The organism is Sphingomonas sp. (assembly GCF_035998645.1).
GTDB lineage: Bacteria > Pseudomonadota > Alphaproteobacteria > Sphingomonadales > Sphingomonadaceae > Sphingomonas.
The window spans coordinates 277620-303738 of the sequence record NZ_DASYHL010000002.1; the positions used below are offsets into that span (position 1 = coordinate 277620).

Annotated in this window: 22 protein-coding genes; 9 read left to right on the top strand and 13 right to left on the bottom strand. The window is 66.7% G+C overall.

Annotated elements, in window-relative coordinates; translation table 11 throughout:
* Positions 1–45: 45 nt before the first annotated feature.
* Positions 46–1617 carry a bifunctional phosphoribosylaminoimidazolecarboxamide formyltransferase/IMP cyclohydrolase gene (purH, locus tag VGN66_RS01545; RefSeq protein ID WP_327517096.1) on the top strand — a complete coding sequence of 524 codons (1572 nt, stop codon included), beginning with the start codon at positions 46–48 and terminating at the stop codon, positions 1615–1617.
* Between the two features lie 110 nt (positions 1618–1727).
* Here purH and VGN66_RS01550 read toward each other — a convergent pair whose 3' ends face one another.
* The 5 genes from VGN66_RS01550 to nadB form a co-directional block, all read right to left on the bottom strand.
* Positions 1728–3230, bottom strand: a complete 1503-nt coding sequence (locus VGN66_RS01550) for a lipopolysaccharide biosynthesis protein (protein WP_327517097.1) — start codon at positions 3228–3230, stop codon at positions 1728–1730.
* On the bottom strand, positions 3227–4498 hold the full coding sequence (locus VGN66_RS01555) for a cation:proton antiporter (RefSeq protein ID WP_327517098.1): 1272 nt from the start codon (positions 4496–4498) through the stop codon (positions 3227–3229). The genes VGN66_RS01550 and VGN66_RS01555 overlap by 4 nt, the downstream gene beginning before the upstream one ends.
* Entirely contained in the window at positions 4495–7263 is a 2769-nt protein-coding gene (polA, locus tag VGN66_RS01560) for a DNA polymerase I (protein WP_327517099.1), read from the bottom strand. Before polA ends, VGN66_RS01555 begins: the two co-directional genes overlap by 4 nt.
* Positions 7264–7326: 63 nt before the next feature.
* Positions 7327–8460 (bottom strand): serine hydrolase, encoded by a 1134-nt coding sequence (locus VGN66_RS01565; protein WP_327517100.1) that lies wholly within the window; start codon positions 8458–8460, stop codon positions 7327–7329.
* A gap of 94 nt (positions 8461–8554) precedes the next feature.
* Positions 8555–10147: an L-aspartate oxidase gene (gene nadB, locus VGN66_RS01570; RefSeq protein WP_327517101.1), complete on the bottom strand. Its 1593-nt coding sequence runs from the start codon at positions 10145–10147 to the stop codon at positions 8555–8557.
* Between the two features lie 123 nt (positions 10148–10270).
* On the opposite strand from nadB, the gene VGN66_RS01575 reads away from it, so the two are divergent.
* Positions 10271–11164, top strand: coding sequence for an alpha/beta hydrolase family esterase (locus VGN66_RS01575; protein ID WP_327517102.1), 894 nt, complete (start codon positions 10271–10273; stop codon positions 11162–11164).
* Here VGN66_RS01575 and VGN66_RS01580 read toward each other — a convergent pair.
* Entirely contained in the window at positions 11161–12087 is a 927-nt protein-coding gene (locus tag VGN66_RS01580) for an ABC transporter ATP-binding protein (RefSeq protein ID WP_327517103.1), read from the bottom strand. The two genes, VGN66_RS01575 and VGN66_RS01580, sit on opposite strands and share 4 nt — an antisense overlap.
* A 105-nt stretch (positions 12088–12192) precedes the next feature.
* Between VGN66_RS01580 and VGN66_RS01585 the strand changes: the two genes are divergently transcribed.
* Together VGN66_RS01585 and tldD are read left to right on the top strand one after the other, a co-directional pair.
* On the top strand, positions 12193–12423 hold the full coding sequence (locus tag VGN66_RS01585; RefSeq protein ID WP_327517104.1) for a zinc-finger domain-containing protein: 231 nt from the start codon (positions 12193–12195) through the stop codon (positions 12421–12423).
* 18 nt (positions 12424–12441) lie between these two features.
* Positions 12442–13860, top strand: a complete 1419-nt coding sequence (gene tldD, locus VGN66_RS01590; RefSeq protein ID WP_327517105.1) for a metalloprotease TldD — start codon at positions 12442–12444, stop codon at positions 13858–13860.
* On the opposite strand, the gene VGN66_RS01595 is transcribed toward tldD, so the two are convergent.
* Positions 13857–14531 (bottom strand): HAD family phosphatase, encoded by a 675-nt coding sequence (locus VGN66_RS01595; protein ID WP_327517106.1) that lies wholly within the window; start codon positions 14529–14531, stop codon positions 13857–13859. The two genes, tldD and VGN66_RS01595, sit on opposite strands and share 4 nt — an antisense overlap.
* Positions 14528–15196 (bottom strand): YggS family pyridoxal phosphate-dependent enzyme, encoded by a 669-nt coding sequence (locus VGN66_RS01600; RefSeq protein WP_327517107.1) that lies wholly within the window; start codon positions 15194–15196, stop codon positions 14528–14530. Before VGN66_RS01600 ends, VGN66_RS01595 begins: the two co-directional genes overlap by 4 nt.
* A gap of 70 nt (positions 15197–15266) precedes the next feature.
* On the opposite strand from VGN66_RS01600, the gene VGN66_RS01605 reads away from it, so the two are divergent.
* Positions 15267–15743, top strand: coding sequence for a thiamine phosphate synthase (locus VGN66_RS01605; RefSeq protein ID WP_327517108.1), 477 nt, complete (start codon positions 15267–15269; stop codon positions 15741–15743).
* A gap of 14 nt (positions 15744–15757) precedes the next feature.
* On the opposite strand, the gene VGN66_RS01610 is transcribed toward VGN66_RS01605, so the two are convergent.
* On the bottom strand, positions 15758–16477 hold the full coding sequence (locus VGN66_RS01610) for a hypothetical protein (RefSeq protein ID WP_327517109.1): 720 nt from the start codon (positions 16475–16477) through the stop codon (positions 15758–15760).
* Between the two features lie 196 nt (positions 16478–16673).
* Here VGN66_RS01610 and VGN66_RS01615 point away from each other — a divergent pair, with 196 nt between their 5' ends.
* From VGN66_RS01615 to holA, 4 genes are all read left to right on the top strand, one after another.
* Positions 16674–17111, top strand: coding sequence for a DUF3576 domain-containing protein (locus VGN66_RS01615; protein WP_224921881.1), 438 nt, complete (start codon positions 16674–16676; stop codon positions 17109–17111).
* Positions 17112–17213: 102 nt separating this feature from the next.
* Complete coding sequence (gene leuS, locus VGN66_RS01620; protein WP_327517111.1) at positions 17214–19724, top strand: leucine--tRNA ligase; 2511 nt, start codon at positions 17214–17216, stop codon at positions 19722–19724.
* Positions 19721–20227, top strand: coding sequence for an LPS assembly lipoprotein LptE (lptE, locus tag VGN66_RS01625; protein WP_224921883.1), 507 nt, complete (start codon positions 19721–19723; stop codon positions 20225–20227). The genes leuS and lptE overlap by 4 nt, the downstream gene beginning before the upstream one ends.
* Positions 20224–21243, top strand: coding sequence for a DNA polymerase III subunit delta (gene holA, locus VGN66_RS01630; protein WP_327517112.1), 1020 nt, complete (start codon positions 20224–20226; stop codon positions 21241–21243). Before lptE ends, holA begins: the two co-directional genes overlap by 4 nt.
* Before the next feature lie 702 nt (positions 21244–21945).
* On the opposite strand, the gene VGN66_RS01635 is transcribed toward holA, so the two are convergent.
* Genes VGN66_RS01635 through mnmG form a run of 4 tightly spaced genes read right to left on the bottom strand, consistent with a single transcriptional unit; the run spans position 21946 to position 26091 of the window.
* Positions 21946–22878 carry a ParB/RepB/Spo0J family partition protein gene (locus tag VGN66_RS01635; protein WP_327517113.1) on the bottom strand — a complete coding sequence of 311 codons (933 nt, stop codon included), beginning with the start codon at positions 22876–22878 and terminating at the stop codon, positions 21946–21948.
* Positions 22875–23654 carry a ParA family protein gene (locus tag VGN66_RS01640; RefSeq protein WP_327517114.1) on the bottom strand — a complete coding sequence of 260 codons (780 nt, stop codon included), beginning with the start codon at positions 23652–23654 and terminating at the stop codon, positions 22875–22877. Before VGN66_RS01640 ends, VGN66_RS01635 begins: the two co-directional genes overlap by 4 nt.
* Positions 23651–24259, bottom strand: a complete 609-nt coding sequence (gene rsmG / locus VGN66_RS01645) for a 16S rRNA (guanine(527)-N(7))-methyltransferase RsmG (protein WP_327517115.1) — start codon at positions 24257–24259, stop codon at positions 23651–23653. Before rsmG ends, VGN66_RS01640 begins: the two co-directional genes overlap by 4 nt.
* On the bottom strand, positions 24256–26091 hold the full coding sequence (mnmG, locus tag VGN66_RS01650) for a tRNA uridine-5-carboxymethylaminomethyl(34) synthesis enzyme MnmG (protein WP_327517116.1): 1836 nt from the start codon (positions 26089–26091) through the stop codon (positions 24256–24258). The genes rsmG and mnmG overlap by 4 nt, the downstream gene beginning before the upstream one ends.
* Between the last annotated feature and the right edge of the window lie 28 nt (positions 26092–26119).

The window sequence follows — 26119 nt, forward strand, 5'->3', positions numbered from 1 at the left end:
CTACGGCATTGCGATAATCCGGCCCGCATCCTAGAGGCCCCCGCCATGACCAGCATCACCATCCGCCGCGCCCTCCTCTCGGTTTCCGACAAGACCGGGATCGTCGAACTCGGTCAGGCGCTTGCCGCCAAGGGAGTCGAACTCGTCTCGACCGGCGGGACATCAAAGGTGCTGCGAGAGGCAGGGCTGGAGGTCCGCGACATCTCCGACCTCACCGGCTTTCCCGAGATGATGAACGGCCGCGTCAAGACGCTGCACCCGGTGGTCCATGGCGGCCTGCTCGCCGTGCGCGACGATGCCGGGCACATGGCCTCGGCCAGCGAACACGCGATCGGCATGATCGATCTGGTCGTCGTCAACCTCTACCCCTTCGCGCAGACAGTGGCGAAGGGCGCAAGCCGCGACGAGATTATCGAGAATATCGATATCGGCGGCCCGTCGATGGTCCGCTCCGCCGCCAAGAACCACGCCTTTGTTGCGATCGTCACCGATCCTGCCGACTATGCCGTGGTCGCAGCTGGCGAAACCACGCTGGAAGATCGCAAACGCTTCGCCGCCAAGGCCTATGCCCTGACCGCGCAATATGATTCGACCATCGCCAGCTGGTTCGCCTTCGCCGATCAGGGCGAGCGCTTCCCCGAAACGCTGCCACTGGTGTTCAAGCGCGGCGAGGAACTGCGCTATGGCGAGAACCCGCATCAGTCCGCCGCCCTCTACCTCCCCGCCGGCCCCGCGACGCCGGGCATCGCCCAGGCCGAGCAGCTGCAGGGCAAGGAGCTGAGCTACAATAATTATAACGATGCAGACGCCGCGCTCGAGCTGGTCAGCGAATTCCGCGACGGCCCGCCGACAGTCGTGATCGTCAAGCACGCCAACCCGTGCGGAGTCGCCACCGCCGACACGCTGGTCGACGCGTACAAGGCTGCGCTCGCCTGTGACTCGGTGTCGGCATTCGGCGGCATCATCGCATTGAACCGCCGGCTGGACGCGGACACCGCCCGCGCGATCACCGACATCTTCACCGAAGTCGTCGTCGCCCCCGGCGCGAGCGATGAGGCCAAGGCGATCTTCGCCGCCAAGAAGAACCTGCGCCTGCTGATCTGCGGCGATCTGCCCGACCCGACACGCCCGGGCCTGATGCTCAAGACCATCGCCGGCGGCGCGCTGGTCCAGTCGCGCGACAGCGGGCGGGTGACGCAGGACGCGTTGAAAGTCGTGACGCAGCGCGCGCCGACCGAGCAGGAGCTGGCGGACTGCCTGTTCGCCTGGACCGTCGCCAAGCACGTCAAGTCAAACGCGATCGTCTATGCCAGCGGCGGAAGCACTGCGGGTATCGGCGCCGGCCAGATGAACCGCCTCGAATCCGCGCGTATTGCCGCGTGGAAGGCCAAGGACGCCGCCGAAAAGGCCGGGTGGAGCGCACCGCGCACGATCGGCAGCGCCGTCGCCTCCGACGCCTTCTTCCCGTTCGCCGACGGCCTGCTCGCAGCGGTCGAGGCGGGCGCCACCGCAGTGATCCAGCCCGGCGGATCGATCCGCGACGATGAGGTGATTGCGGCGGCGGACGAAGCGGGCCTCGCCATGGTCTTCACCGGAATGCGCCACTTCCGCCACTGAGACTCCCCTCCAACCTCCGTTTGCGCTGAGCTTGTCGAAGCGCGGCTCCCGGATTTTCGGGTTCAGGATCGGCCCTTCGACAAGCTCAGGGCAAACGGGGGGGGTGGCCCTCAAACCTTCTCGTCGGGCAGCGTCGGTTCGCTCTTCGGCATCTTCTTGAACAGCTGGCGGTCCTCCGGCCCGAACGCCCATTTCCCGATCACCGCGAAATAGGCGATGCAGATCGCCGGAACGCCGACCGACAGCTCCAGCCATTCGAGGCGGTGCGGCAGCAGGGTGAACGCCCAACCAACCGCTCCGGCGACCAGAATCGCCGCGATGAAACCCGGGCGCAGGCTGAATACCGACTCACCGGTCAGCCGCGACAGCATCCAGCATTTGATCGTCGACCCCAGCGCCAGCGTCAGCACCAGCGCCATCGCCGGCCCCAAGGCCTGGATATGGATGTCGAGTCCCATCGCCCGCATCTGGAACACCAGCGCAAAGCTCAGCGCCGCCTGGAACGCGAGCAACAGCATCGACACCACCAGATTGCGGTGCCGCGCCATATAGACCAGCCCGGCTTCGGCCACCGCGCCGGGCGTAGCGGCGACCTCGGCCGCGAGCAGGAAGCACAGGGCCGCGGCGCCGACCACGAATTGCGGGCCGACCACGCCCATCACCCCTTCCGCCGGGATGCCGCCCATCAGCAGCAATGCCGCCTGTAACGTGATGATCCAGAACCCGACCTGCCGCACCTGCGCCGCGATCGCCCCGCGATTCCCCGCCGCCAGATTGCGCGCAATCACCGGTCCCAGCACCGGATCGAAGCTGGTCTTGAGCTTTTGCGGAATCGAGGAGACCTGCTGCGCCATATAGTAAATGCCGACGATCGCCGGCGGGAAGAACAGGCCCAGGATGAACCGGTCGATGTTGCGCGACCCCCATTCGAGCGCGTCAGCCCCGGCCAGCGGCATGTTGCGGCGGGCGAGCTGAAGCAACGGCGTCACCCGCGGCGACCAGCCATGCGGCAGGCCATAGCTGCGGATGAACGGGATCAGGCTCGCCACCAGCGCCGCCGCCATCGACAGCACATAGGCGATGATCAGGCCATCGCGCGCCGAGACATAGTACAGCACCCACGCCGCGATGCTGATCGTCCATGGCTCGACGATCGCCCGTGCCGTCACGGTCGCCTTCACATTGTTGCGATAGGCGAGCGCGGCGAGGCTGACATCGGACCAGGCAATCGCGAACACGATCACCGCCAGATAGCGGTCGAGCCCGGTGGTCCCGCTATTGGGGAACATCAGGTCGGGAAAGGCGAACAGCAACGCGCTCGCGAGCACCGAGACGACGAAGGCGACGACCATTCCGTCCCACACGACATGCGCATGCGGTCGGTCGGTCGATGCCAGCGCCTGCGCCAGCCCGCGCTTGAGCCCGAGCGTCGCGAGCAACGCCGCCAGCTCGACCACCACCACAGCGAGCGCAAACCGCCCGACCGTCTCCGCGCCATAGAGCCGCCCTGCGATGAACAGGAACGGGAGGCGCGCAAGGAGGCGCAGGAAAAAGCCGAAAATATTGGTCCGCCCGCCCTTGGCGAGCGCATTCAGATCTTCATTCTGCTTCACGCCGCGCGCATCCGACCGCGCTCGACCAGTCGCATCGCCGGGGTCGCAGTCGTCCCGTGCAACAGGATCGAGATCAGGATCACCACGCCGAGCGCGCCCCACAGACGCACTGGCTCCTCAAACTGGCCATGGTTGATCCCGTAGGCGAAATAAAACACCGATCCCAGCCCGCGAATGCCGAAGAAGGCGATCACCGGCCGTTCGAACGGCGCAAGGCGGCACCCGGCCAGCGCGATCCAGCCTGCCAGCGGCCGCACGATGAAGATCGCGACCAGCGCAAAGCCGACCTCGGCCCAGCCAATCATCGCGAACAAGCCGCCAGCGGTCAGCATCCCGCCGAACATCACCAGCAACGCCATCATCAGCAGGCGTTCGGTTTCATCGGCAAAGTCATGCATGCGCGCATTGAAATCGCTGCCCCGCGCCGCGCGCCGCAACATCAGCCCGGCGACGAACACCGCCAGGAAGCCATAACCATGCGCCAGCTCGGTGACGGCATAGATCGCCAGCGTCGCACCCAGCGCGACAAAGCCGTCACCGGTCCGCGACAATTTGGTGTCGGCAGGCAGGCGATAGATGATCTTTCCCAAGGCCCAGCCCCCGGCCCAGCCCAACGCTAGCCCGACGGCAAGGCGAATGACCACCGCGTCCAGCGCCCAAGACCCCAGGTTGGAGACGGCCCAGCCGCCCGCCGCGACGGCAATTGCGAGGTGCACGAACGGAAAGGCAAGCGCATCATTGAGCCCGGCTTCCGAGGTCAGGGCGAACCGCGCCTCATCGTCGCTCGCCGATCCCGGCTCCTCGATCTGCACATCCGATGCGAGGACCGGATCGGTTGGCGCGAGCGACGCGGCGAGCAGCAGCGCCGTTGCCGCGCCGACGCCGAGAAGCGCCTGTCCGGCAAAGGTCAACGCGAGGATAGTCAGCGGCATCGCGACCGCGAGCAGGCGCACGCACAAGCGCCAATCGGCCCAGTTCAGCGCGCGATCGATCTTCAGCCCCGCCCCCATCAGCGAGACGATGACGATCAGTTCGGCCGCCTTCTCGACCAGAAACGGCCCATTGATCGGATGCAGTGCAAAGGGCGCGAAGCGATCGAAGGAAAAGAGCAGTGCGCCGACCCCGACGCAGATGATTGGCAGCGATAGTGGCGCCTTTTTCAGCAGCAGCGGCAGCCAGGCGACCATCAGGATCAGGACGCCCGCACCCAGCAACAGAGGGATATAGAGGTCCATCAGCGGAGCGAAGCTGGCCCCGACATCGGTCAATGCGCCGCGCCCCAGCTCGCACCCGTGCCGATCTCGACGCCGAGCGGCACGGTCAGCGTGATCGCCGGTTCGGCAGCCGTCTCCATCACCCGGCGGATCACCGCCGATGCCGCTTCGACCTCGCCTTCGGGCAGTTCGAACACCAGTTCGTCATGCACCTGCAGCAGCATGCGGACATTGGGCAGGCCCGCCGCGATCAGCGCCGGCCCCATCCGCGCCATTGCGCGCTTGATGATATCGGCGCTGGTCCCCTGAATCGGCGCGTTGATCGCGGCGCGCTCGCTGCCCGCGCGCTCATTCTGGTTGGGCGCGTTGATCCGGCTGAAGTGCGTTTTCCGCCCGAACAGCGTCGTGGTGTAACCGCGCGCCTTCGCCTCGGTCAGCGTGTCGGCGATGTAGCGGCTGATCCCGGGGAAGCTCTGGAAATAGCGGTCGATCATCCCCTGCGCCTCGTCGGGCGTGACGTCGAGCCGCCCGGCCAGCCCCCAGCGGCTGATGCCATAAAGGATCGCGAAGTTGATCGTCTTTGCCCGCCCGCGCGTGTCGCGGTTGACCTCGCCGAACAGCTCCATCGCGGTGCGGTTGTGGATGTCCTCGCCCTGTTCGAACGCCTCACGCAGCGCGGGCACGTCGGCGATATGCGCCGCCAGCCTCAATTCGATCTGCGAATAGTCGGCCGACAGGATGACATTGCCCGGCTCGGCGACGAACGCGTCGCGGATCTGGCGCCCCACCTCGGTGCGGATCGGGATATTCTGCAAATTGGGGTCGGTCGACGACAGCCGTCCGGTCTGCGCGCCGGTCAGCGAGTAGCTGGTATGCACGCGCCCGGTCGCCGGGTTGATCTGTGCCTGCAGCGCGTCGGTATAGGTAGATTTGAGCTTCGACAGCTGGCGCCAGTCGAGCACTTTCACCACCATCTCGCGCCCCGGCGAATCCTTGTCCGCCGCGATCCGCTCCAGCTCGTTGACGTCGGTCGAATAGACGCCCGACTTGCCCTTGCGCCCGCCCTTGATCCCCATCTTGTCGAACAGCACGTCGCCCAATTGCTTGGGGCTGCCGATGGTGAACTTGAACCCGGCGATGGCGTGGATTTCCGCCTCCAGCGCAGCGATTTGGGTCGTGAACTCGCCGGATAGCCGCGCCAACACCCCGGCATCGACCTTGATCCCCGCGCGCTCCATGTCAGCGATCACCCGCACAAGCGGCCGGTCAACCATCTCATAGACCCGCGTCGCGCCCTCATAAGCGAGGCGCGGCTTCAACCGCCGCCACAGCCGCAGCGTGACATCGGCGTCCTCGGCGGCGTAGCGGGTCGCGGCCTTCAGATCGACTTCGGCGAACCCGATCTGTTTCTTCCCGCTCCCGGTCACATCCTTGTACGCGATGCAGCTATGCGCGAGATGCGTGGCCGCCAGCTCGTCCATGCCATGCCCGTGCAGCCCGGCATCGAGGTCAAAGCTCATCACGATCGTGTCGTCGAACGGCGCGATGTCGATCCCCAGCCGGCCCAGGATGATCAGGTCATATTTGAGGTTGTGCCCGATCTTGAGCACCGCCGGATCCTCCAGCAGCTGCTTGAGCTTGGCCAGCACCGTTGCCCGGTCGAGCTGCACCGGCTTTTCGGCGAACATGTCGGTCCCGCCATGGCCGATCGGGATATAACAGGCGAGATTGGGGTGCAGCGCCAGGCTGACCCCGACCAGCTCGGCGCGGGTCGCGTCCGTGCCGGTCGTCTCGGTATCCACCGCGACCCAGCCCTGATGCCGCGCCACCGTGATCCAGCGGTCCAGCGCCGCCTCATCGACCACCGTCTCATAGCCATCATGGTCGCAGGGCGGATCCGGCTCGAGGCCGGGGACCTCATGCGTTTCGACCGGCGCGTCGGCAACCGAACTCGCCTCGCTCCCCAGCCGCGTCAGGAGAGTCTTGAATCCGTGATGCTCCAGAAATGCACGCAGCGGCGCATCGGGAATCCCGTCGAGCGCGAAATCGTCGAGTGGCTCGGGCAGCGGCACATCGTCGGCCAGCGCGACCAGCTTGCGCGACAGCCGCGCCATATCGGCATGTTCGATGAGATTGTCGCGCAGCTTGCCCTTCTTCATGTCGGGCGCGGCGGCCAGCACCGCCTCGACATCGCCATGCTCCAGGATCAGCTTGGCCGCCGTCTTGGGGCCGACGCCGGGCACGCCGGGAACGTTGTCGACGCTGTCGCCCATGAGCGCCAGCACCTCACCCAATTTGTCCGGCCCGACCCCGAACTTCTCGACCACTGCCTCCGGCCCCATGCGCCGGTCCTTCATCGTGTCGAGCATGTCGATGCCCGGCTCGGTCAGCAGCTGCATCAAATCCTTGTCGGAACTGACGATCGTCACTTGCCACCCCTGCGCCAGCGCCGCCTTGGCATAGGATGCGATCAGGTCGTCCGCTTCCCAGCCCAATTCCTCGATGCACGGCAGGCTGAACGCGCGCGTCGCGTCGCGGATCATCGGGAATTGCGGGCGCAGATCCTCGGGCGCGGGCGGGCGGTGCGCCTTATACTGGTCGTACAGCTCGTTGCGGAAGGTATGCTCGCTCTTGTCAAGGATCACCGCCAGATGGCTCGGCCCCTCCGCCTTGTGCAGCTCGCTCGCCAGCTTCCACAGCATCGAGACATAGCCATAGACCGCGCCCGCAGGCTCGCCATGCTTGTTGGTGAGCTTGGGCAGCACATGATAGGCGCGAAAGATAAAGCTCGAGCCGTCGACGAGGTAGAGATGAGGCATCGGGGAGGCTTAGCAGCGACGCGCGGCGCGGGCGAGAGCTAAGCGGTTCGCGTTGCCGGGACTTTACCGGTGGTTTGCAACCACGCTAGCCACCACCGCCTGCATCAGCTGCTGGCGTTCGCGCACCGGGCGCGGGGTGTCCCCGATCATCACGGCGATCGAATAGGCCTTGCCATCCGGCGCGGTGAGGATGCCGATATCGTTGAAGCCCGCCGTACGCGCGCCCAAATCCTGTCCGGTGCCGGTCTTGTGTGCCAGGGTCCAGCCCGCCGGCACGGCCGCGCGCAGCCGGGCCTTGCCGGTGCGCGTGCCCGACATGACGTTGGTCAGGAAACTGGTCGAGGACGCCGACAGCAGCTCCCCGGCTTTCAGTCGCGCCAGCGCCAGCGCGATCGCCGAAGGTGCAGCGCCATCGACCGGATCGGCGACATAGGAATCGAATGCCGCGCGCCGAACCGTCGGCGGCAATGCCGCGCGCGCACGCTGGAACTCGCCCGCCATCGAATAGCGCTGGTTCCAGGCGAGTCCCGCGGTCCCGGCCTGCAGCAACCGCTCGCCCGGCCCGAAACGGATTTCGCCAAGCGCGCGATCGGCAATGAACGCGCGCACCGCCTGCGGCCCGCCGACCAGGGTCAGCAACCGATCATTGGCGGTATTGTCGCTCGACTGCATCGCACGCAGCAACAGCTCGCGCACCGTGGTGCGATAGACGCCGTCGCGTACCACCAGCGACGCGATCGGCTGGTGGAACAGCGTCAGATGCTCGCGCCGCAACTCGACCGGATCGTCGAGCGTCAGCCGCCCTTTGTCGCGTGCGTCGAGCACGGTCATCGCGACCCACAGTTTGCTCACGCTTTGCTGGGGCATGCGGCGATTGCCATTGGCATCGACCTGCCACCCCCATTCGAGGCTGCGCACCGAGATGCCGACGACCCCGCCGAAATCGCGCGCAAGGGCGTCGATCGTCGCGGTTAGCCCTGCAGGAGCGGGAAAGACGGGGAGCGGCTTGGGCGTCGCCGGAATCGGCATCGACACGCGATAGCTCGCCGGTGTCAGATCCTTGGGCAGATCGTCGCGATGTACGCCCGCGCCGATCAGCAATACCGGCGCCAGCCCAGCCAAAGTCATTGCCCGCTGAAGAATCGTAAACTCCTGCATCCCCAACACGATACCACGCCCCTTGCCCAAAGCGATCATGCGTTCGCACCGCGCTCTGGCTCAAGAGGCAGCGGCGGCTTCTGCGACGAACACGGGGAATATGACGCCAAAGCGTGAAGATTCGGCCAAAATCCTAGGGAACTAACACGGTATCGCGGGCAATCTCGTCCGTTTGCGGGTGATCCAACGTGTAGTGCAGCCCGCGGCTCTCATGCCGATGCAGCGCCGATCGCACGATCAGCTCGGCCGACTGGAGCAGGTTGCGCAGTTCGATCAGGTCAGGCGTTACACGGAAATGGCCGTAATAATCGGCGACCTCGTCGTTCAGCAGCTTGATGCGGTGGGCGGCACGCTCGAGCCGCTTGGTGGTGCGCACGATCCCGACATAGTTCCACATGAACCGGCGGATTTCGGTCCAGTTCTGCTTGATCACCACCTCTTCGTCGGAATCGGTGACGCGGCTTTCGTCCCATGGCCGGATCGGCGGTGGCGGGGGCAGATCGTCCCAATTCGCCGCGATATGCCGCGCCGCCGCCTCGCCAAACACGAAACATTCGAGCAGCGAGTTGCTGGCAAGCCGGTTCGCGCCGTGCAGCCCGCTCTCACTGCACTCACCCGCGGCATAAAGGCCGGGCAAATCGGTGCGCCCGTCCAGATCGATGACAATCCCGCCGCAGGTATAATGCTGCGCCGGCACCACCGGAATCGGCCCCGTGGTCATGTCGATGCCAAGACCAATCAGCTTGTCGTAGATGTTGGGGAAATGCCCCTTCACGAACTCAGGCGGCATATGGCTGATGTCGAGATGGACGTAATCGAGGCCGTCGCGCTTGATCTCCGCGTCAATCGCGCGGGCAACGACGTCGCGCGGGGCCAGTTCCATCCGCTCGGCGTCATAATCCGCCATGAAGCGCTTGCCGGTCTGCGGGTTGATCAGCCGCCCGCCCTCGCCGCGCACCGCTTCGGTAATCAGGAAATTCTTGACGTCGAGATTATACAGGCAGGTCGGGTGGAACTGCATCATCTCCATGTTCGAGATGCGGCACCCCGCGCGCCACGCCATCGCGATGCCATCCCCCGTCGCCCCCTTGGGCGCGGTGGAGAAGAGGTAGGTACGCCCCGCCCCGCCGGTCGCCAGCACCGTCGCGTTGGCGGTGAACAGCTCGACGCCGCCGCTGGCGCGGTTGACGGCATAGACGCCCCACACCTTGCCCGCGCCCGAATAGCGCAGCTCATGACGACTGGTGGCCAGGTCGATCGCGACCATGTCGGGGACGAGCGTGATGTTGGGATGCGCCTGCGCCGCGCGGATCAGTGCGACCTGCACCGCCCAGCCGGTGGCGTCATCGACATGGACGATGCGGCGCGCGCTGTGCCCGCCTTCGCGCGTCAGGTGCAGCGCATTGCCGTCCATGTTGAACGGGACGCCCAGTTCCACCAGCCGGTTGATCGCGGCGGGGGCATTCTCGACCACCATCTCCACCGTCGCGCGGTCGTTCAGGCCCGCGCCAGCGACCATCGTATCCTCGATATGTGCCTCAAACGTGTCGCCGGGCTCCAGCACCGCGGCGATCCCGCCCTGCGCCCAGGCGGTAGATCCTTCGTCCAGCCCGCCCTTGGCCAGCACGGTCACCTTGAACCGTTCGGCCAGGTTGAGCGCGGCGGTCAGCCCGGCGGCGCCCGATCCGATGACAAGCACGTCGCACTGATGGGGGTCGTGGGCCAATCTCGTTCCTTCGCGCACCGATGGCGGGAGGTGCGCTATGCGACAAAGCGCGGCGATTTCAAACACACTGCGGTTGCCGCACAGTAGCTCAGGCCATAGCGAGGAGATTACAAGGAGATACCGATGCGCCTGATCCTCGCCGCCGCCGCAGCCCTGTTCGCCGCGACTGCGCCCGCACTCGCCGCCCCGGCCTGCCCGGTCGCCCCCGGCACCACGGCACGCGTGACGGTCGGCGACACCGGGCGCTCCATGCTGCTCCATGTCCCGGCGAGTGCGAAGGCGGGTCGACTACCGCTGGTGTTCGCGCTCCACGGTAGTGGCGGCGACGGCGCCGCGATCCTCGCGCAATCGAAGCTGGAGGCGAGCAGCGACCGCCACGGCTTCCTCGTCGCGGCGCCGGATGCCGGCATCCCGGTCGAGCGGGGCTTCGTCTGGAACATCCCCGGCGTTCCCACCGTCACCGGCAAGGTGCCCGGACCGGGCGACGCCGATGACGTGGCGTTCCTCAAGACCGCGATTGACTGGCTGGCGGCGAGCGGCTGTGCCGACGCCAAGCGCGTCTATGCCACCGGCCTGTCGGGCGGCGGGCGGATGACGTCATGGCTCGGCTGCGTCGCTTCCGACCGCTTCGCCGGCATCGCCCCTGTCGTGGGCCTGCGCGCCGGCAATCCGCTGGCGAGCGACAAGACCCGCCCTGATCCCGCGACCTGCTCGCCGAAGCAGCCGATGCCGGTGATCGCCTTTGCCGGCGATGCCGACGGCACCAACCCGGTGCACGGTGGCGGCGCAGGCTATTGGCAATATACGATGGAAGCGGCCGAAGCGCGCTGGGCCGCACTCAACGGCTGCACCGCCGGCCCGCTCCGCCGCGACCTCGCCGCCAACCTTTATGAGCGGCTCCACACGCGCTGCCGGGCGGGCGCGGAGGTCGCCGCCCACATCCTGCGCGGCGGCGGTCACGTCTGGACCGCCGACAATGACGCCATGTGGCGCTTCTTCGCCCGCTACCAGCGTTAAGCGGCGTTCGCCGCCCGCGTCAGGCTCAGGAACACGTCTTCAAGGTCTGCCTCGCGCGTGCTGACATCGACGATGCCGAACCCCGCCGCCTGCACCGCGCCCAGCACCTCGCCGGCATTCGCGCGGTCCTTGCGATAGGTGATCACCAGCGTCCGCTCGCCCTTCGCCTCGATCTTCTGGAAACAGCCATTGGCGGGCAGCGTGACGATGTCGCGATCGACCACCACCTCGACTGCCTTTTCCTGAGTCTTGCCGACCAGTTCGCGGGTCGGTTCGTTGGCGATCAGCTTGCCGTGGTTGATGATCGCGATGCGATCGCACAGCTGCTCCGCTTCCTCGAGATAGTGCGTCGTCAACACCACCGTCACACCCTGATCGTTGAGCGTGCGGACATAGGCCCAGAGCTGCTGGCGCAGTTCAATATCAACGCCCGCAGTCGGCTCGTCGAGCACCAGCACCGGCGGCGAATGCACCATCGCCTTCGCCACCATCAGCCGCCGTTTCATGCCGCCCGACAGCGTCCGCGAATAGGCGCGCGCCTTGTCCTCCAGATGCACCGCGCGCAGCAGCTCCATTGACCGCCGCTCCGCCTTGGGGACGCCATAGAGTCCCGCCTGGATTTCCAGCGTCTCGACCGGCGTGAAGAACGGGTCGAACATGATCTCCTGATTGACGATCCCGATCGCGCGCTTGGCGTTGCGCGGGCTGGCGTCGATGTCGAAGCCCCAGATGCTCGCGCGTCCGCCGGTCTTGTTGACGAGGCCGGCGAGGATGTTGATCAGCGTCGACTTGCCCGCGCCATTGGGCCCCAGCAGCCCGAAAATCTGCCCGCGCGGCACGGTGAAGCTCACCCCGTCCAGCGCCTGCTTGCCGCCCTGATAGACCTTGGAAAGGCCGTCGATCTCGATTGCCGCGTCGCTCATGCCGCGGAAGTGGGACGGTGGGCGGCGATTGGCAAGCGAATCCGCACCCAACAAGCCCCCAACAAGCCATTGCCGCCCCTCCGCCGCTTTGCTAACCGCAGACCCATGATCGCGCCGCCCGAAATCACCCGCGTCACCACCGCCCGCGTCGCCTGTGACGGCGCGCATGCCGGAATCGCCGCCGCGCTCGGCCATCCGCGCGTGTTTTTGCAGATCGACGAGCATGGTTATGTCGATTGCGGCTATTGCGACCGCCGCTTCGTGCTGATCGGCGGTCCCGCCGATGGCGCCGACCAGTCGCAATTGCCCGACCACCCGGCTGGCGCGAGCGTCTGATCTGCCTATATTGAAGGGATGTACAGCGATCCCCGAGGTTTCCTCTACCGCGACGGCTTCGATGCCGACGCCGCGCAGCGCCTGACCGCATCGATCCTCGCCACGGCCGAGGATGGCGAGCTCTACCTGCAATATCGCAAGACGGAGGCGTTCGGCTTTGACGACGGGCGGCTCAAGACCGCGTCGTACAACACCGATTCTGGCTTCGGCCTGCGCGCGGTGAGCGGCGAAACCACCGCCTTTGCCCACGCCAACGAGATCAGCGACGCCGCGATTCGCCGCGCTGGCGAGACGATGGCGCTGATCGATCCGGCAACCGGACCCAAGGCTGCGGCCCCGGTCGGCACCAACCGCCACCTCTATACCGATGCCGACCCGCTCGACCTGGTGCCCTTCGCCGACAAGGTGAATCTGTGCCAGACGATCGACGCCGCCGCCCGCGCCCGCGACCCGCGCGTGGTGCAGGTGTCGGTCAGCCTGCTGGGATCATGGAGCGTGGTCGAGATCGTTCGCCCCGACGGCTTCATCGCCACCGACATCCGTCCGCTGGTGCGCCTTAACGTCAGCATCGTGGTCGAATCGAACGGACGGCGCGAAACCGGCAGCTTCGGCACCGGCGGCCGCGCGCTCTATGACCGGCTGATGCAGCCCGAAACCTGGAACCGCGCGATCGATGAGGCGCTGGCGCAGGCGCTGGTCAATCTCGAAGCGGTCGATGCCCCGGCGGGGGAGATGACCGTGCTGCTCGGCCCCGGCTGGCCCGGCATCCTGCTGCACGAAGCAATCGGCCACGGCCTTGAGGGCGATTTCAACCGCAAGGGCACCAGCGCCTTTTCCGGCCGCATCGGCGAACGCGTCGCCGCGCCCGGCGTCACCGTGGTCGATGACGGGTCGATCACCGACCGCCGCGGCTCGCTGTCGATTGATGACGAAGGCACGCCGACGCGCGAAACGGTGCTGATCGAGGACGGGATCCTGCGCGGCTATATGCAGGATCGCATGAACGCGCGGCTGATGGGGGTCGAACCGACCGGCAATGGCCGCCGCGAATCCTTCCAGCACGCCCCGATGCCACGCATGACCAACACCTTCATGCGCGGCGGCCAGGACGATCCCGCCGAGCTACTGAGCCGGGTGAAGAAGGGCATCTTCGCCAAGAGCTTTGGCGGCGGTCAGGTGGACATCGTGTCGGGCAAGTTCGTCTTCTCCTGCACGGAGGCCTACAAGATCGAGAACGGCAAACTGGGCGCCCCGATCAAGGGCGCGACCCTGATCGGCGACGGTCCGACCAGCCTGACCCGGGTGATCGGGATCGGCAATGACTTCGCGCTCGATGAGGGCATCGGCATGTGCGGCAAGGGCGGGCAGTCGGTGCCAGCGGGCGTCGGTCAGCCGACGCTGTTGCTCGACGGACTGACCGTCGGCGGAACCGCTTAAGCCAGCAATCGCGCGACTTCGGTGAAGTCGTGCGCGATGTCGTGGACACCCAGCGCGCGCAGGCGGCTGGCGTGGTCCGGCCCGCAGTGATTGCCCGCGCACAGCCCGATGACATGCGCGCCGGACGCCACCGCCCCGGTGGCCCCCACGGGTGAATCCTCAAGGATCGCGCAGCGCTCGATCGGCACACCCAATTGGGCGGAAGCGTGGAGGTAGATGTCAGGCGCAGGCTTACCGCGCGCGACATGCTCACGCCCGCTGAAGATCCGCCCGTCAAACGCATCGCGGATGCCGAGATGATCGAGGTGCGTCCCGATCCAGTGGCTGTTGCTCGACGAAGCGATGGCGCGCGGCAGATCGGCGGGCAGCGCGCGGACGAAGGCGATTGCCCCCGCGACCTCCGCGACTCCTTCAGCGAGCACGCGGCGATTCTCCGCCTCACGCGCATCGTGAAAGTCCTCGGGCAGGGTCCGCCCGATCCAGCTTTCGATCGCCTCGATGAACTCGCGGCCCGCCAATCCCATGAAGTTGGCCATCGACTCGTCGGCGCTGGTCGGGTGGCCGATGCCGGTCAGATACTCGGCGATGTGTCGGTTACCCTCGAACTCGCTCTCCAGCAGCACGCCGTCAAAATCGAAGATCAGCGCATCGAAGCGGACCGACAGGCTCATGCGCGCGCTCCGAACAACGCCGTGCCGATGCGGACATGGGTTGCGCCGATCGTAACCGCGACCTCGAAATCGTCCGACATGCCGATGCTAAGGCCCTCGAGTCCCGCCTCGCGCGCCAGCTTCGCCAGCAGCGCGAAATAGGGTGCCGAATCGACCTCGAACGGCGGCACCGCCATCAGCCCGGCAAGCGGCAACTCCGCCGCGCGCGCCGCTTCGAGCAGCGCTGGCAGATCGGCGACGGCCACCCCGCCCTTTTGCGGCTCGTCCCCGATATTGACCTGGATGAAGCAATCGGGGCGCTTGCCGCTCTCCGCCATCGCCTTTGCCAAGGCGGCAACCAGCGACGGCCGATCCACCGAATGGATCGCATCGAACAGCGCAACCGCGTCGGCGGCCTTGTTCGATTGAAGCTGGCCGACAAGGTGCAGCCGGATATCGGGATGCGCGGCGCGCAGCTCCGGCCATTTGCCCGCCGCCTCCTGCACCCGATTCTCACCGAACACGCGCTGGCCGGCGTCGATCAGCGGCTGAATCGCCTCGGCGTCCTGCGTTTTGGAGACCGCAATCAGCGTGACGTCCTCGGCACGGCGGTCCGCAGTGGCTGCGGCGCGGGCGAGGCGGGCGTGGATATTGGCGAGGCGGGAGGAAGCGGTTTCGGCTGACATAAGCCGCGCTATAGGTGGCACGATGCCGCGCCGCCACCCCCGCCCCTCCGCTTTGCCGAGCCGCTGGCTCATGACCGACGAGCGGTTGGGTGATGCGCTATGGTCGGCGATCGACGCACTGCCGCGCGGATCAGGCATTATCTTCCGCCACTATGCCACGACGGCCACGGCGCGACACGCGCTGTTCGTGCGGGTGCGCAGCGTCGCGCGGCGACGGGGGCTGGTCCTGGTGGTGGCCGGGCCGCCAGTTGGCCGCGGTCCGATGCTCCGCCACGGCCGCCACCGCGACGCGCTGACCGTCCCGGTCCATTCGCGAACCGAAGCGATTGCGGCAGTACGGATGGGGGCGGCACTGTTGTTCGTATCGCCCGTCCACCCCACCCGCTCACACCCCGGCGCACCAGTACTTGGTCCGGTGCGGTTCGGGTTGATGATCCGGGGTCTAAAGGCACCGGTCATCGCGCTGGGCGGGATGGACGAACGCCGCTGGCGCGCGTTGAGGCGCTTCGGCGTGCATGGATGGGCTGGAATCGACGCTTGGGCTTAGCCGGGCATCACCGATCAGAAGCGGATTGCGGTCCCGACATAGACGGCCTGGCTGTCACGCCGGTCGTCCTTCAGCTGCGGAAGGCGATCCTTCTCGCTGGTGTAGCGAACGCCCGCGGTCACCGCGAGGTTGCGGGTGATCGAATAGGCACCGCCCACATCGAGCGAATAATTGGGATCAACGGTCAGCAGGCGCGGACCACGCTCGGTCGGAGTCTCGCTGGTCGCCTTGATCCGCCCCGACGCGCGCTTGCCGGTGTAGCTCACGCCAAGATCCATCTTCTCGCTGCTGCCCGGCTGACCTGCCAGATCGAGCTTGGCGAGATCGCCCGAGATCGCAAAGCGCTTCCAGCCCACCGAAACGCCCAGATTATAGGCGATCGGCTGCAATGTCACAGAAGCGGGAGCCGCCGCGCCACGATCGGCAACTGCGGTCGACGGACGTGCGGTACGGGCGCGGACCGCGACGGTCACGCTGCGATTGCTGGTCCCGCGCGTGTCGGCAGGGGTGAAGCGAAAGCCGCTGCCCGAAAGGCCGCTGCGCGCCAGTGCCGCAGCGAGTCGCGGGTCGGCCGATGCCGGGGTGAAGGTGCCGATTCCGGCGATCGGGGCGGCCCGCTGTGCCGTAGCGCGCTGCGGCGTCCCGGTCTGTGCGAGGAGCGCCGGCGCGGCAACGAGCCCGGCGACGCCCAGCGTCCCCAGTCCCAAGCCAGCGATGATCCGACGAATACGCATCAAAACCCCTTACTCCATCAGGGCACTACCATGATTCGGCGCCGTTGTTCCACTGGGCCGAATCCGATTTCGACGCAGGTGTTGCACAAGACGCACAGCTTGGGGGCCGGACGCACAGCGGCTTGCGCTTGCGGCGCGCGCCCCAGCATCTATAGATGCACACCAACCCGATGAGACTACCCATAGGATGATGCCGATGAACCGCCAGTTGCGCACCGCGATCCTGGGCAGCGTTGCCCTTACCCTCGCCGCGTGCGGCGGCGGCGGCGATCGCCCGCGCGCCGACCTTGCCGCGTCGAAGGTCACCACGATCGGCGTCAACGCCTATCTGTGGCGCGCCGCGCTCGACACCGTGTCGTTCGCGCCGATCGCCCAGACCGATTCCAATGGCGGCGTGATCGTCACCGACTGGCACGTGAACCCCAACCTCACGACCGAGCGGGTGAAGATCACCGTCGCGATCCTCGACCAGGATCTGCGCGCCGATGCCCTGCGCGTCAGCGTTCAGCGTCAGCAGAATCGCGGTGGCCAGTGGGTCGACGCGCCGGTCGAGGCGGCGACGGTCCAGAAGCTTGAGGATATCATCCTGACGAAGGCGCGCGACCTGCGCCGCGCCGCGATCGTCGGGAACTAAAAGCAGTCGTTTAGTTAGCGGCACCGGTCTGCTCCTCGACCCGGCGACAGCCTTGCGGACCCGGGTGCGGGAGCGAACCGGCGTCGAGCCTGAGGAAATACCATGTCGCGGTTCAACGCGCTGAAAGCCGATTCCGCGTGGCAGAAGGTCTGGGAAGAGCGCCAGACCTTTGCCGCGGACGATCATTCGCCCAAGCCCAAATCCTATGTGCTTGAGATGTTTCCCTATCCATCGGGACGCATCCATATGGGGCATGTGCGCAACTACACGATGGGCGACGTCCTGACGCGCTATCGGCGGATGAAGGGCATGGAAGTGCTCCACCCGATGGGGTGGGACGCGTTCGGCATGCCGGCCGAAAATGCTGCGATGGAGAAGAAGGTCCATCCCGGCGGATGGACGCGCGACAATATCGCGACGATGCGCGCGCAGCTGAAGCGCCTTGGCCTCGCCATCGACTGGGGTCGCGAGCTGGCGACATGCGAGCCGGATTATTACGGCCACGAACAGGCGCTGTTCCTCGACCTCTTCGCTAACGGATTGGTTTACCGCAAGGAATCGACGGTCAACTGGGACCCGGTCGACATGACCGTGCTCGCCAATGAGCAGGTGATCGACGGGCGCGGGTGGCGGTCGGGGGCGCTGGTCGAGAAGAAGAAGCTCAACCAGTGGTTCCTCAAGATCACCGATTTCGCCGACGAGCTGCTCGACGGCCTCGAAAGCCTCGACAAATGGCCCGACAAGGTCCGGCTGATGCAGGAAAACTGGATCGGCAAGTCGCAGGGGATGCAGTTCCGATTCAAGATTTCGTTCAGCGATTTCAATGAAGTAGAGGTGTTCACCACGCGGCCCGACACGATTTTCGGGTCGAGCTTTGTCGCGATCGCGGCGGATCATCCGATCGCGCAGGCGCTGGCGGCGAAGGATCCGGCGGTGGCCGAGTTCATCGCGCAGTGCAAGCTCGGCGGGACCACTGCGGCGGAGATCGAGACGCAGGAAAAACTGGGCCTCGATACCGGCATCCGTGCGGCGCATCCCTTTGATTCCACATGGGAATTGCCGGTCTATATCGCCAATTTCGTGCTGATGGACTATGGCACCGGCGCGGTGTTCGGGGTGCCGGCACATGACCAGCGCGATTTCGAATTTGCGACCAAATATGGGCTGCCGATCCGGCGCGTCGTCTCAGATGGCGAAAAAACCCAAAGCGAATATGTCGAGGAAGAAAGCTACACCGGCCCCGGCACGCTGGTGAATTCTCACTTCCTGAATGGCATGGATGTCGCTGACGCGAAGCGCGAGGTGATCGCCCGTGCCGAATCCGAAGGATGGGGCAAGGGAACGACCGTGTGGCGGCTGCGCGATTGGGGCGTTTCGCGCCAGCGTTACTGGGGCACGCCGATCCCGATTGTGCATTGCGAGATTTGCGGCGCGGTGCCGGTGCCCAAGAAGCAGCTGCCCGTGGTGCTGCCCGAGGATGTCAGCTTCGACATTCCCGGCAACCCGCTCGATCGCCATCCGACGTGGAAGCATGTCGATTGCCCGCAATGCGGCCATGCCGCGCGGCGCGAGACCGATACGCTCGATACGTTCGTCGATTCGAGCTGGTATTTCATCCGCTTCGCCAGCCAGCCCAAGGACAAGCCGTTCGATCGCGCGGTCGCCGAGCAATGGCTGCCGGTGAACCAGTATATCGGCGGGGTCGAGCATGCGATCCTGCACCTGCTCTATGCCCGCTTCTGGACGCGCGCGCTCAAGCGGATCGGGATGATCGACATCGCCGAGCCGTTCGAGGGGCTGTTCACGCAGGGGATGGTCACGCACGAGACCTACAAGGCCAGCGATGGCCGCTGGCTGTCGCCGGGTGAGGTGGTGCGCAAGAACGACGTTCTGGTCGAATCCGAAGGCGGCGCCCCCGTCACCGTCGGCCGCATCGAGAAGATGTCGAAGTCCAAGAAGAACACGGTCGATCCCGAGCCGATCGTGGATCAGTATGGCGCGGACGCAGTGCGGTGGTTCGTGCTGTCGGATTCGCCGCCGGAGCGCGATCTGGAGTGGACCGAGAACGGGATCGAGGGCGCGTGGCGCCTCGTCCAGCGGCTGTGGCGGCTGTTCGACGGGCTGGAGGACTGGACCGGGGAGGACAAGAGCCTCGACCGCGTGCTGCACCAGACCATCGCCGGCGTCGCCGCGGATATCGAGGGGCTGCAGTTCAACAAGGCGGTGGCCAAGCTCTATGGCCTGGTCAACGCGCTCGAAAAGGCCGCACCCAGCGCGTCGCGCGCCAACGCGATCCGCACCGCGATTCTGGTCGCCGCGCCGATGGTGCCGCATCTGGCCGAGGAAGCCTGGGCAGCGATGGGCAATGACGGCCTGATCGCCGATGCCGAATGGCCCGCGGTCGATCCTGCCCTGCTGGTCGATGACGAGGTGACGATCGCGATCCAGGTCAACGGCAAGCTGCGCGACACGGTCAAGGCGGCCAAGGGCGCCGACAAGGCCGATCTGGAAGCCATGGCCTTGGCAAATCCCAATGTGCAGCGCATTCTGGAAGGCGCAGCACCCAGAAAGGTGATCGTCGTGCCCGACCGTCTGGTGAATATCGTCGCATGAAGCGCGCAGCACTCCTGATCGCGCTGGTCGCGGCGGGCACGACGCTGTCGGGCTGCGGGTTGCGGCCGCTGTATGGCGGCGGCGTGGGTGGCCCGGTTCAGACGATGCTGTCGGGGGTCGAGGTTGCGCCGATTCAGGGCGAAGCCGGCTGGCTGGTGTCCAACGCGGTGCGCGACCGGATCGAGGCGACGCGCAGCGGCACCCCGGCCTATCGGCTGGAGATCACGCTGGACGACCGGATCGAGGGTCTGGGCGTGCGCAGCGATGACGTGGTGACGCGCGAGCGGCGGACACTCCGCGCGCGCTATCAGCTGATCGACCTGGCGACCGGCCAGACGGTGCTCGACGCGACCGCGGGGTCGGATGCGGGCATCGACGTTGCGGGATCGGAATATGCGACGATCGCGGCGGAACGGAGCGCGCTGGAGCGGCTGTCGGGCATCGTCGCCGACCAGATCGTCGCGCGGCTGGCGCGGTACGCACGCAGCTCTGCGACCAAGTGAAGGCGAGCGAAGCACAGATTCGCGCGCGGCTGGACAAGCCCGGCCCTGATGTTCGCCTGTTTCTGCTCTACGGCCCCGATGAGGCGGGGGCGAACGACCTTGCCGCACGGCTCGGTCGGGCGATGGGCAGTGACGCCGAGCGCGTGGATATAGAGGGCAGCGCGCTGAAGGATGATGCCGGGCTGCTTGCAGGGGAAGCGGCGTCGCTGTCGCTGTTCGGTGGGGCGCGGTACATCCGCGTGTCGGGCATCGACGATGGCGGCACCGACGCGGTGCGGATGCTGATCGAGGCCGAGACCGGCGGGAATCCGGTGGTGGCGGTTGGTGGCGGGCTGAAAGGCACCGGGCGGCTGCTCAAGCTCGCGCTCGCCGCGCCCAATGTGATGGTCCATGCCTGCTACGTGCCTGACGCGCGCACCGCCGGGCAGCTGGCGACCGGAATCGCGCGCGAACATGGGTTGCGGCTGGTCGGCGGCACGGCGGATCGCCTGGCGGCCATGTCCGGGGGCGATCGCGCGGTGCTGGCGCGCGAGATCGAGAAATTGTCGCTGTTCCTCGACGCCGCGCCCGATCGGCCGCGTGAAGCCGGAATCGAGGCGCTCGACGCGATCGGCGCCGATCTGGGCGAAGCCGAGATGTCGGGCGCGATTGAGGCTGTCGTCGGCGGTCGCCCGGCGGAGATCGGCGTCGAACTGGCGCGGCTCGACGCGGCGGGGGTTTCGACGATTCCGCTGCTGCGCGGCCTGGTCCGCCGCCTGATGGCGCTGGCCGAGATGCGCGCCGATATCGATCACGGGATGAGCCCCGGCGAGGTGGTCAAGAAGCACCGCGTGTTCTTCAAGGAGGAAGCCGCGACAATCCGCGCGCTGCAACGCTGGAACAGCCCGATGCTCGCCCGCGCCGTGGAACGTGCGCGCGAGGCGGAACGGGCGATGACGCGCGGTGGCGGGAATGCGGGCCAAGTGCTGGCGGATCATGAGCTGGCGGTGCTGGCGCGGGGTGCGGCGCGGGGTTGAGGGGCGAGGCTCAGCCCATGGTGCGCGGCATTGCCAGCTTGGCCTGCGCCCTGTGTCTCATCGCACTTATCCCGATGCTCGTTTTGGCCTACACTGCGGTCGGATGGCTCACGCTAGAGTGGCCGTACTGCGCTTCACCGATCGCCATCATCGCAGCGGTACCGACCTTGGCGTTCGGTGCATACTTTAACGGGCGCGCCGCGATTGCGTCCAACAGACCGGCGCTCTGGCTTGGTATCACACTATTGTTGCTGTCGGCGACTTTCATCGTGGTCGCCGCACAATGGGGTGGTCGCATGCTTGGATAGTTCAACGGCGGTTGTTGCTCCGCCATTGCGTCACCCCGGACTTGTTCCGGGGTCCACTCGTCCTCACGCCCGGCGGCTTTAAGCTCAAGCTCCGCGCTTGCCTCCCGGTGGACCCCGGCACAGGGCCGGGGTGACGATGGGGGTGGGCGGCGTCGGTGGGCATCCCATTCAGGTTGGGCGAATGCGGGGCAAAGAGCCGAATGCGGGCGTGCTGTTCTTAGCCCTCACCCGCCTTCGCGAGAGCGGGTTGGGTTAGGGTCTTCTTCTTATTGAGCGTCGTGGCGCGGGCCCAGAAAAGAAGAAGAAGAAGAAGACCCTCCCCAACCCCTCCCGCAAGCGGGAGGGGCTAAGAAGAGCAGAACGTGCAACGACTCACCGCAAAATCCTGATTTAACTAGATTTTCTCACCCGTCAGCCGCTGGCAAATCATGTCCAGCTGGTCCAGCGTCGAATAGGCGAGCGTCAGTGCCCCGCCCTTTTCGCCGAAGTTGATCTTGACGTTCAGGCCGAGCACGTCGCCCAGCTGGCGTTCCAGCGCGACGATATCGGCGTTGGCGGTGCCGGCGCTGCGTTCCCCGCCCTTCCCCGCCGCGCGCGGCTTGGCGTCGCGGGCGAGCTTTTCGGTTTCGCGGACGGACAGGTCGCGTTCGACGACGATTTTCGCCAGTTTTTCAGGGTCCGGGGCGCCGATCAGTGCGCGGGCGTGGCCCATGGTCAGTGCGCCCTCGACCACGCGCTGACGCACGCTTTGCGGCAGGTCGAGCAGGCGGATCAGATTGGCGATGTGGCTGCGCGATTTGTGGACGATCTTGGCCAGCGCCTCCTGGCTGTGGCCGAAATCGTTGATCAGCTTCGAATAGGCCTCGGCCTCCTCGATCGCGTTGAGATCCTCGCGCTGGATATTCTCGACGATCGCGATTTCGATCGTCTGCGCTTCGTCGAGGTCGCGGACGATGACCGGGACCTCGTGCAGCCGCGCGCGCTGCGCCGCGCGCCAGCGGCGTTCGCCGGCGACGATCTGATAATCCTTGCCATGCGGGCGCACGACAATCGGCTGAATCAGCCCGCGCATCGCGATCGACTTGGCGAGTTCCTCCAGCGCATCCTCATCGAAATGGCGGCGCGGCTGTTCGGGGTGCGGGGCGAGCGAGCTGACCGGGAGCATGCGCACGCCCATCGACGGTTCAGTGCCGGGACGGACAGGCTCTTCGCGCTCGGCATCGCCTAGCAGCGCGCTGAGGCCGCGGCCAAGGCCGGGGCGCGCCTTGCGGGTGCTGAGTGGCGAGGCAGCGGGCGCGGCAGTCTCTTGCGGTGTCTCTTCGGTCATGCGGCCTTCTTCAGCTTGGGCAGGCGATCGATCACTTCGCGCGCAAGGGCGATATAGGCTTCCGACCCGGCGCAGCGATAATCGTAGATCAGCGCGGGCAGGCCGTGGCTCGGGGCTTCGGAGAGACGGACGTTGCGGGGGATGACGGTGTCGAACACCACCTTGCCCAGCACCGCGCGGACGTCATCGGCGACCTGATCGGTCAGGCGGTTGCGGCGGTCGTACATGGTGAGGACGACGCCGAGGATCGACAGACCCGGGTTGAAGCGCCCGCGAATGCGTTCGACCGTGGTGAGCAGCTGGCTGAGTCCTTCGAGCGCGAAGAACTCGCACTGCAGCGGGACGAGCAGCGCGTCGGAGGCGACCATTGCGTTGATGGTGAGCAGGCCGAGCGAGGGCGGGCAATCCATCAGCACCACGTCCCAACGCTTGGCGCTGCGCTCGATCGCGGTGGCGAGGCGGTGGGTGCGCGCTTCGAACTCGATCAGTTCGATTTCGGCGCCCGACAGGTCGACCGTGGCGGGGACGATGTCGAGACCGGGAACGCGGGTGGGGACGAACACGTCCTCAAGATTGGTCTCACCGATCAGCAGGTCGTAGGTCGAGCGCTCGCGGTCGGCGCGGCCGATGCCAAGGCCAGTGGAGCAATTGCCCTGCGGATCGAGGTCGAGCAGCAGCACGCGCTTGCCGGTCGCGGCGAGCGCGGTGCCGACGTTGATCGCGGTCGTGGTCTTGCCCACGCCGCCCTTCTGATTTGCAATCGCGATGCAGATCATCTCGGGCGCACCTCTTTGGCAACGATGATGAGCGAGTCCGGTGCGGTCACGCTCGGTTCCACGTGGAACGAACCTTGCCACCATAGCTGCGCGTCTTCCACCTCCGATTGCGCATTTCGGCCTTTGGGGAGCACCCAGATTGTGGAGCGGTCGCTGCGGTGACGGGCGATGCGGAACAGCGTGTCGAGGGTGCCGACGGCGCGGGCGGTGATGACGCTTGCGCGGCCCTTCGTCCGTTCGACCTTGGCGGTGTGGATCGTGACGTTGCTCAGGCCGAGGGTGTCGACGCAATGCTGAAGGAAGGCAGTGCGGAGCTTGCGCGGTTCGACCAGCTCGACGGGATCATCGCGGAGGATGGCGAGGACGATGCCGGGCAGGCCAGCGCCGCTGCCGATGTCGAGCCACAGGCCGCCGGGGTCGACATGCTGGAGCAGCTGGGCGGAGTCGACGATGTGGCGCGCCCAGATTTGCTCGAGGGTCGAAGGCGAAACAAGATTCTGGCGGGTTGCCTCGTCGCGGAGCAGATCCACGAACGCGGCGAGCCGTGTTTCACGTGAAACGTCGGTGTGGGTCCTGATCCAGTCGCGGGCTTCGTCTTCTGTCATGCAGCGCGCTTCACATGGAGGAGGATTGCGGTCAACGCCGCCGGGGTAATTCCACGTACGCGGGCGGCGTCGCCGATCGTGTCGGGGCGCGCCGTTCCGAGGCGTTCGACCATCTCGTTCGATAGGCCGGGCACCGCCGCATAGTCGAGCGCTGCTGGAATACGCGTGCCGTCAGCGCGCTGCATTGCGGCGGTCTCCTGCGCCTGACGTTCGAGATAGGGGGCGTATCGGGCGTCTTCGATCAGTTCGGACAGGATTGCCGGATCCGCGTCGCTGGTATCGATTCCCAGGTGCTGGAGAGTGACCGAAGGGAAGCGCAGCCAGTCGAAGGCGGTGCGGCGGGCGCCGTCCTGGGCGACCGGTGCGCCGGCCTGACCCAACGCATGGGCGGTCCGGGTGTCGGCGAACAGGGCGTCGAGGCGGGCGCGTTCGTCGTCGCGCCGGGCGATGAACGCGCGGCGGTCGGGGCCGAGGCACTGGGCGGCTTCACCGAGCGGGGCGAGGCGGGTCTGGGCGTTGTCGGCGCGCAGGTACAGGCGGTGCTCGGCGCGGGCGGTGAGCATGCGATAGGGCTCGGTCACGCCCTGCAGCGTGAGGTCGTCGATCATCACGCCGATATAGCTGAGTTCGCGGGGGAAGAGGGTTGGGGCGCGGCCTAGCACTGCGGCCGCTGCGTTGATGCCGGCGACGAGGCCCTGGGCTGCTGCCTCTTCATAGCCGGTGGTGCCGTTGATCTGGCCGGCGCAATAGAGGCCGGGCAGATCACGGCTCTCCAGCTGGTGCGAGAGTGCGCGCGGGTCGACATGGTCATACTCGACCGCATAGCCGGGGGTGACGATCTGCGCGTGGGCAAGGCCGGGGATCGAGGCGATCATTGCCGCCTGAACATCGGTCGGCAGCGAGGTCGAGAGGCCGTTGGGATAGACGAGGTGAGTCGCCAGCCCTTCGGGTTCGAGGAAGATCTGATGCCCGTCGCGGTCGCCGAAGCGGAAGATCTTGTCCTCGATCGACGGGCAGTAGCGGGGGCCGCCGGCTTCGATCGCGCCGCTGAACAAGGGTGAGCGGTCGAGTCCGCCGCGGACGATCGCGTGGGTCTCGAGCGTGGTGCGGGTGATGGCGCAGGCGAGTTGCGGGAGGCGTGGCCCCGATGTCATCGGCGACATGCGCCAATCGTCGGCGTCGCTGGGCTGCTCGTCGAGTGCCCCCCAGTCGATCGTGCGGCCATCCAGGCGCGGTGGTGTGCCGGTCTTTAGTCGGGTGATCGGGAGGCCGCAGTCGCGCAGCTGGACGCCCAATGCGGTTGCGGCGCGCTCCCCTACCCTGCCACCGGTCTCGCGCTCTTCGCCACGGAAGATGCGGCCGCCGAGGAAGGTGCCGCTGGCGAGGATGACAGCGCGGGCATGCAGCGTGGTGCCGTCGGCAAGCGCGATGCCCGCGATACGCCCACCCTCGAGGGCGAGGGAGACCGCCTCGCCTTCGACAATCTCCAGCCCTTGCTGGGCCGCGAGCATCGTCTGGATCGCCGCAGCGTAGCGGACGCGGTCGGCTTGGACACGTGGTCCCTGCACCGCGGGTCCCTTCGAGCGATTGAGCAGGCGGTAGTGGATGGCGGCGGCGTCGGCGGCGCGGGCGATCAGCCCGTCGAGCGCGTCGACTTCGCGGACGAGATGGCCCTTGCCGAGCCCGCCGATCGCCGGATTGCACGACATCGCCCCGATCATGGCGCGATCGAAGGTGACAAGCGCGGTCCGCGAACCGCAGCGCGCAGCCGCAGCTGCGGCTTCGGTACCGGCATGGCCGCCGCCGATCACGATCACATCGAAACTGTGCATGGCCGTCGCATAGCCCGGCGCGGGACTC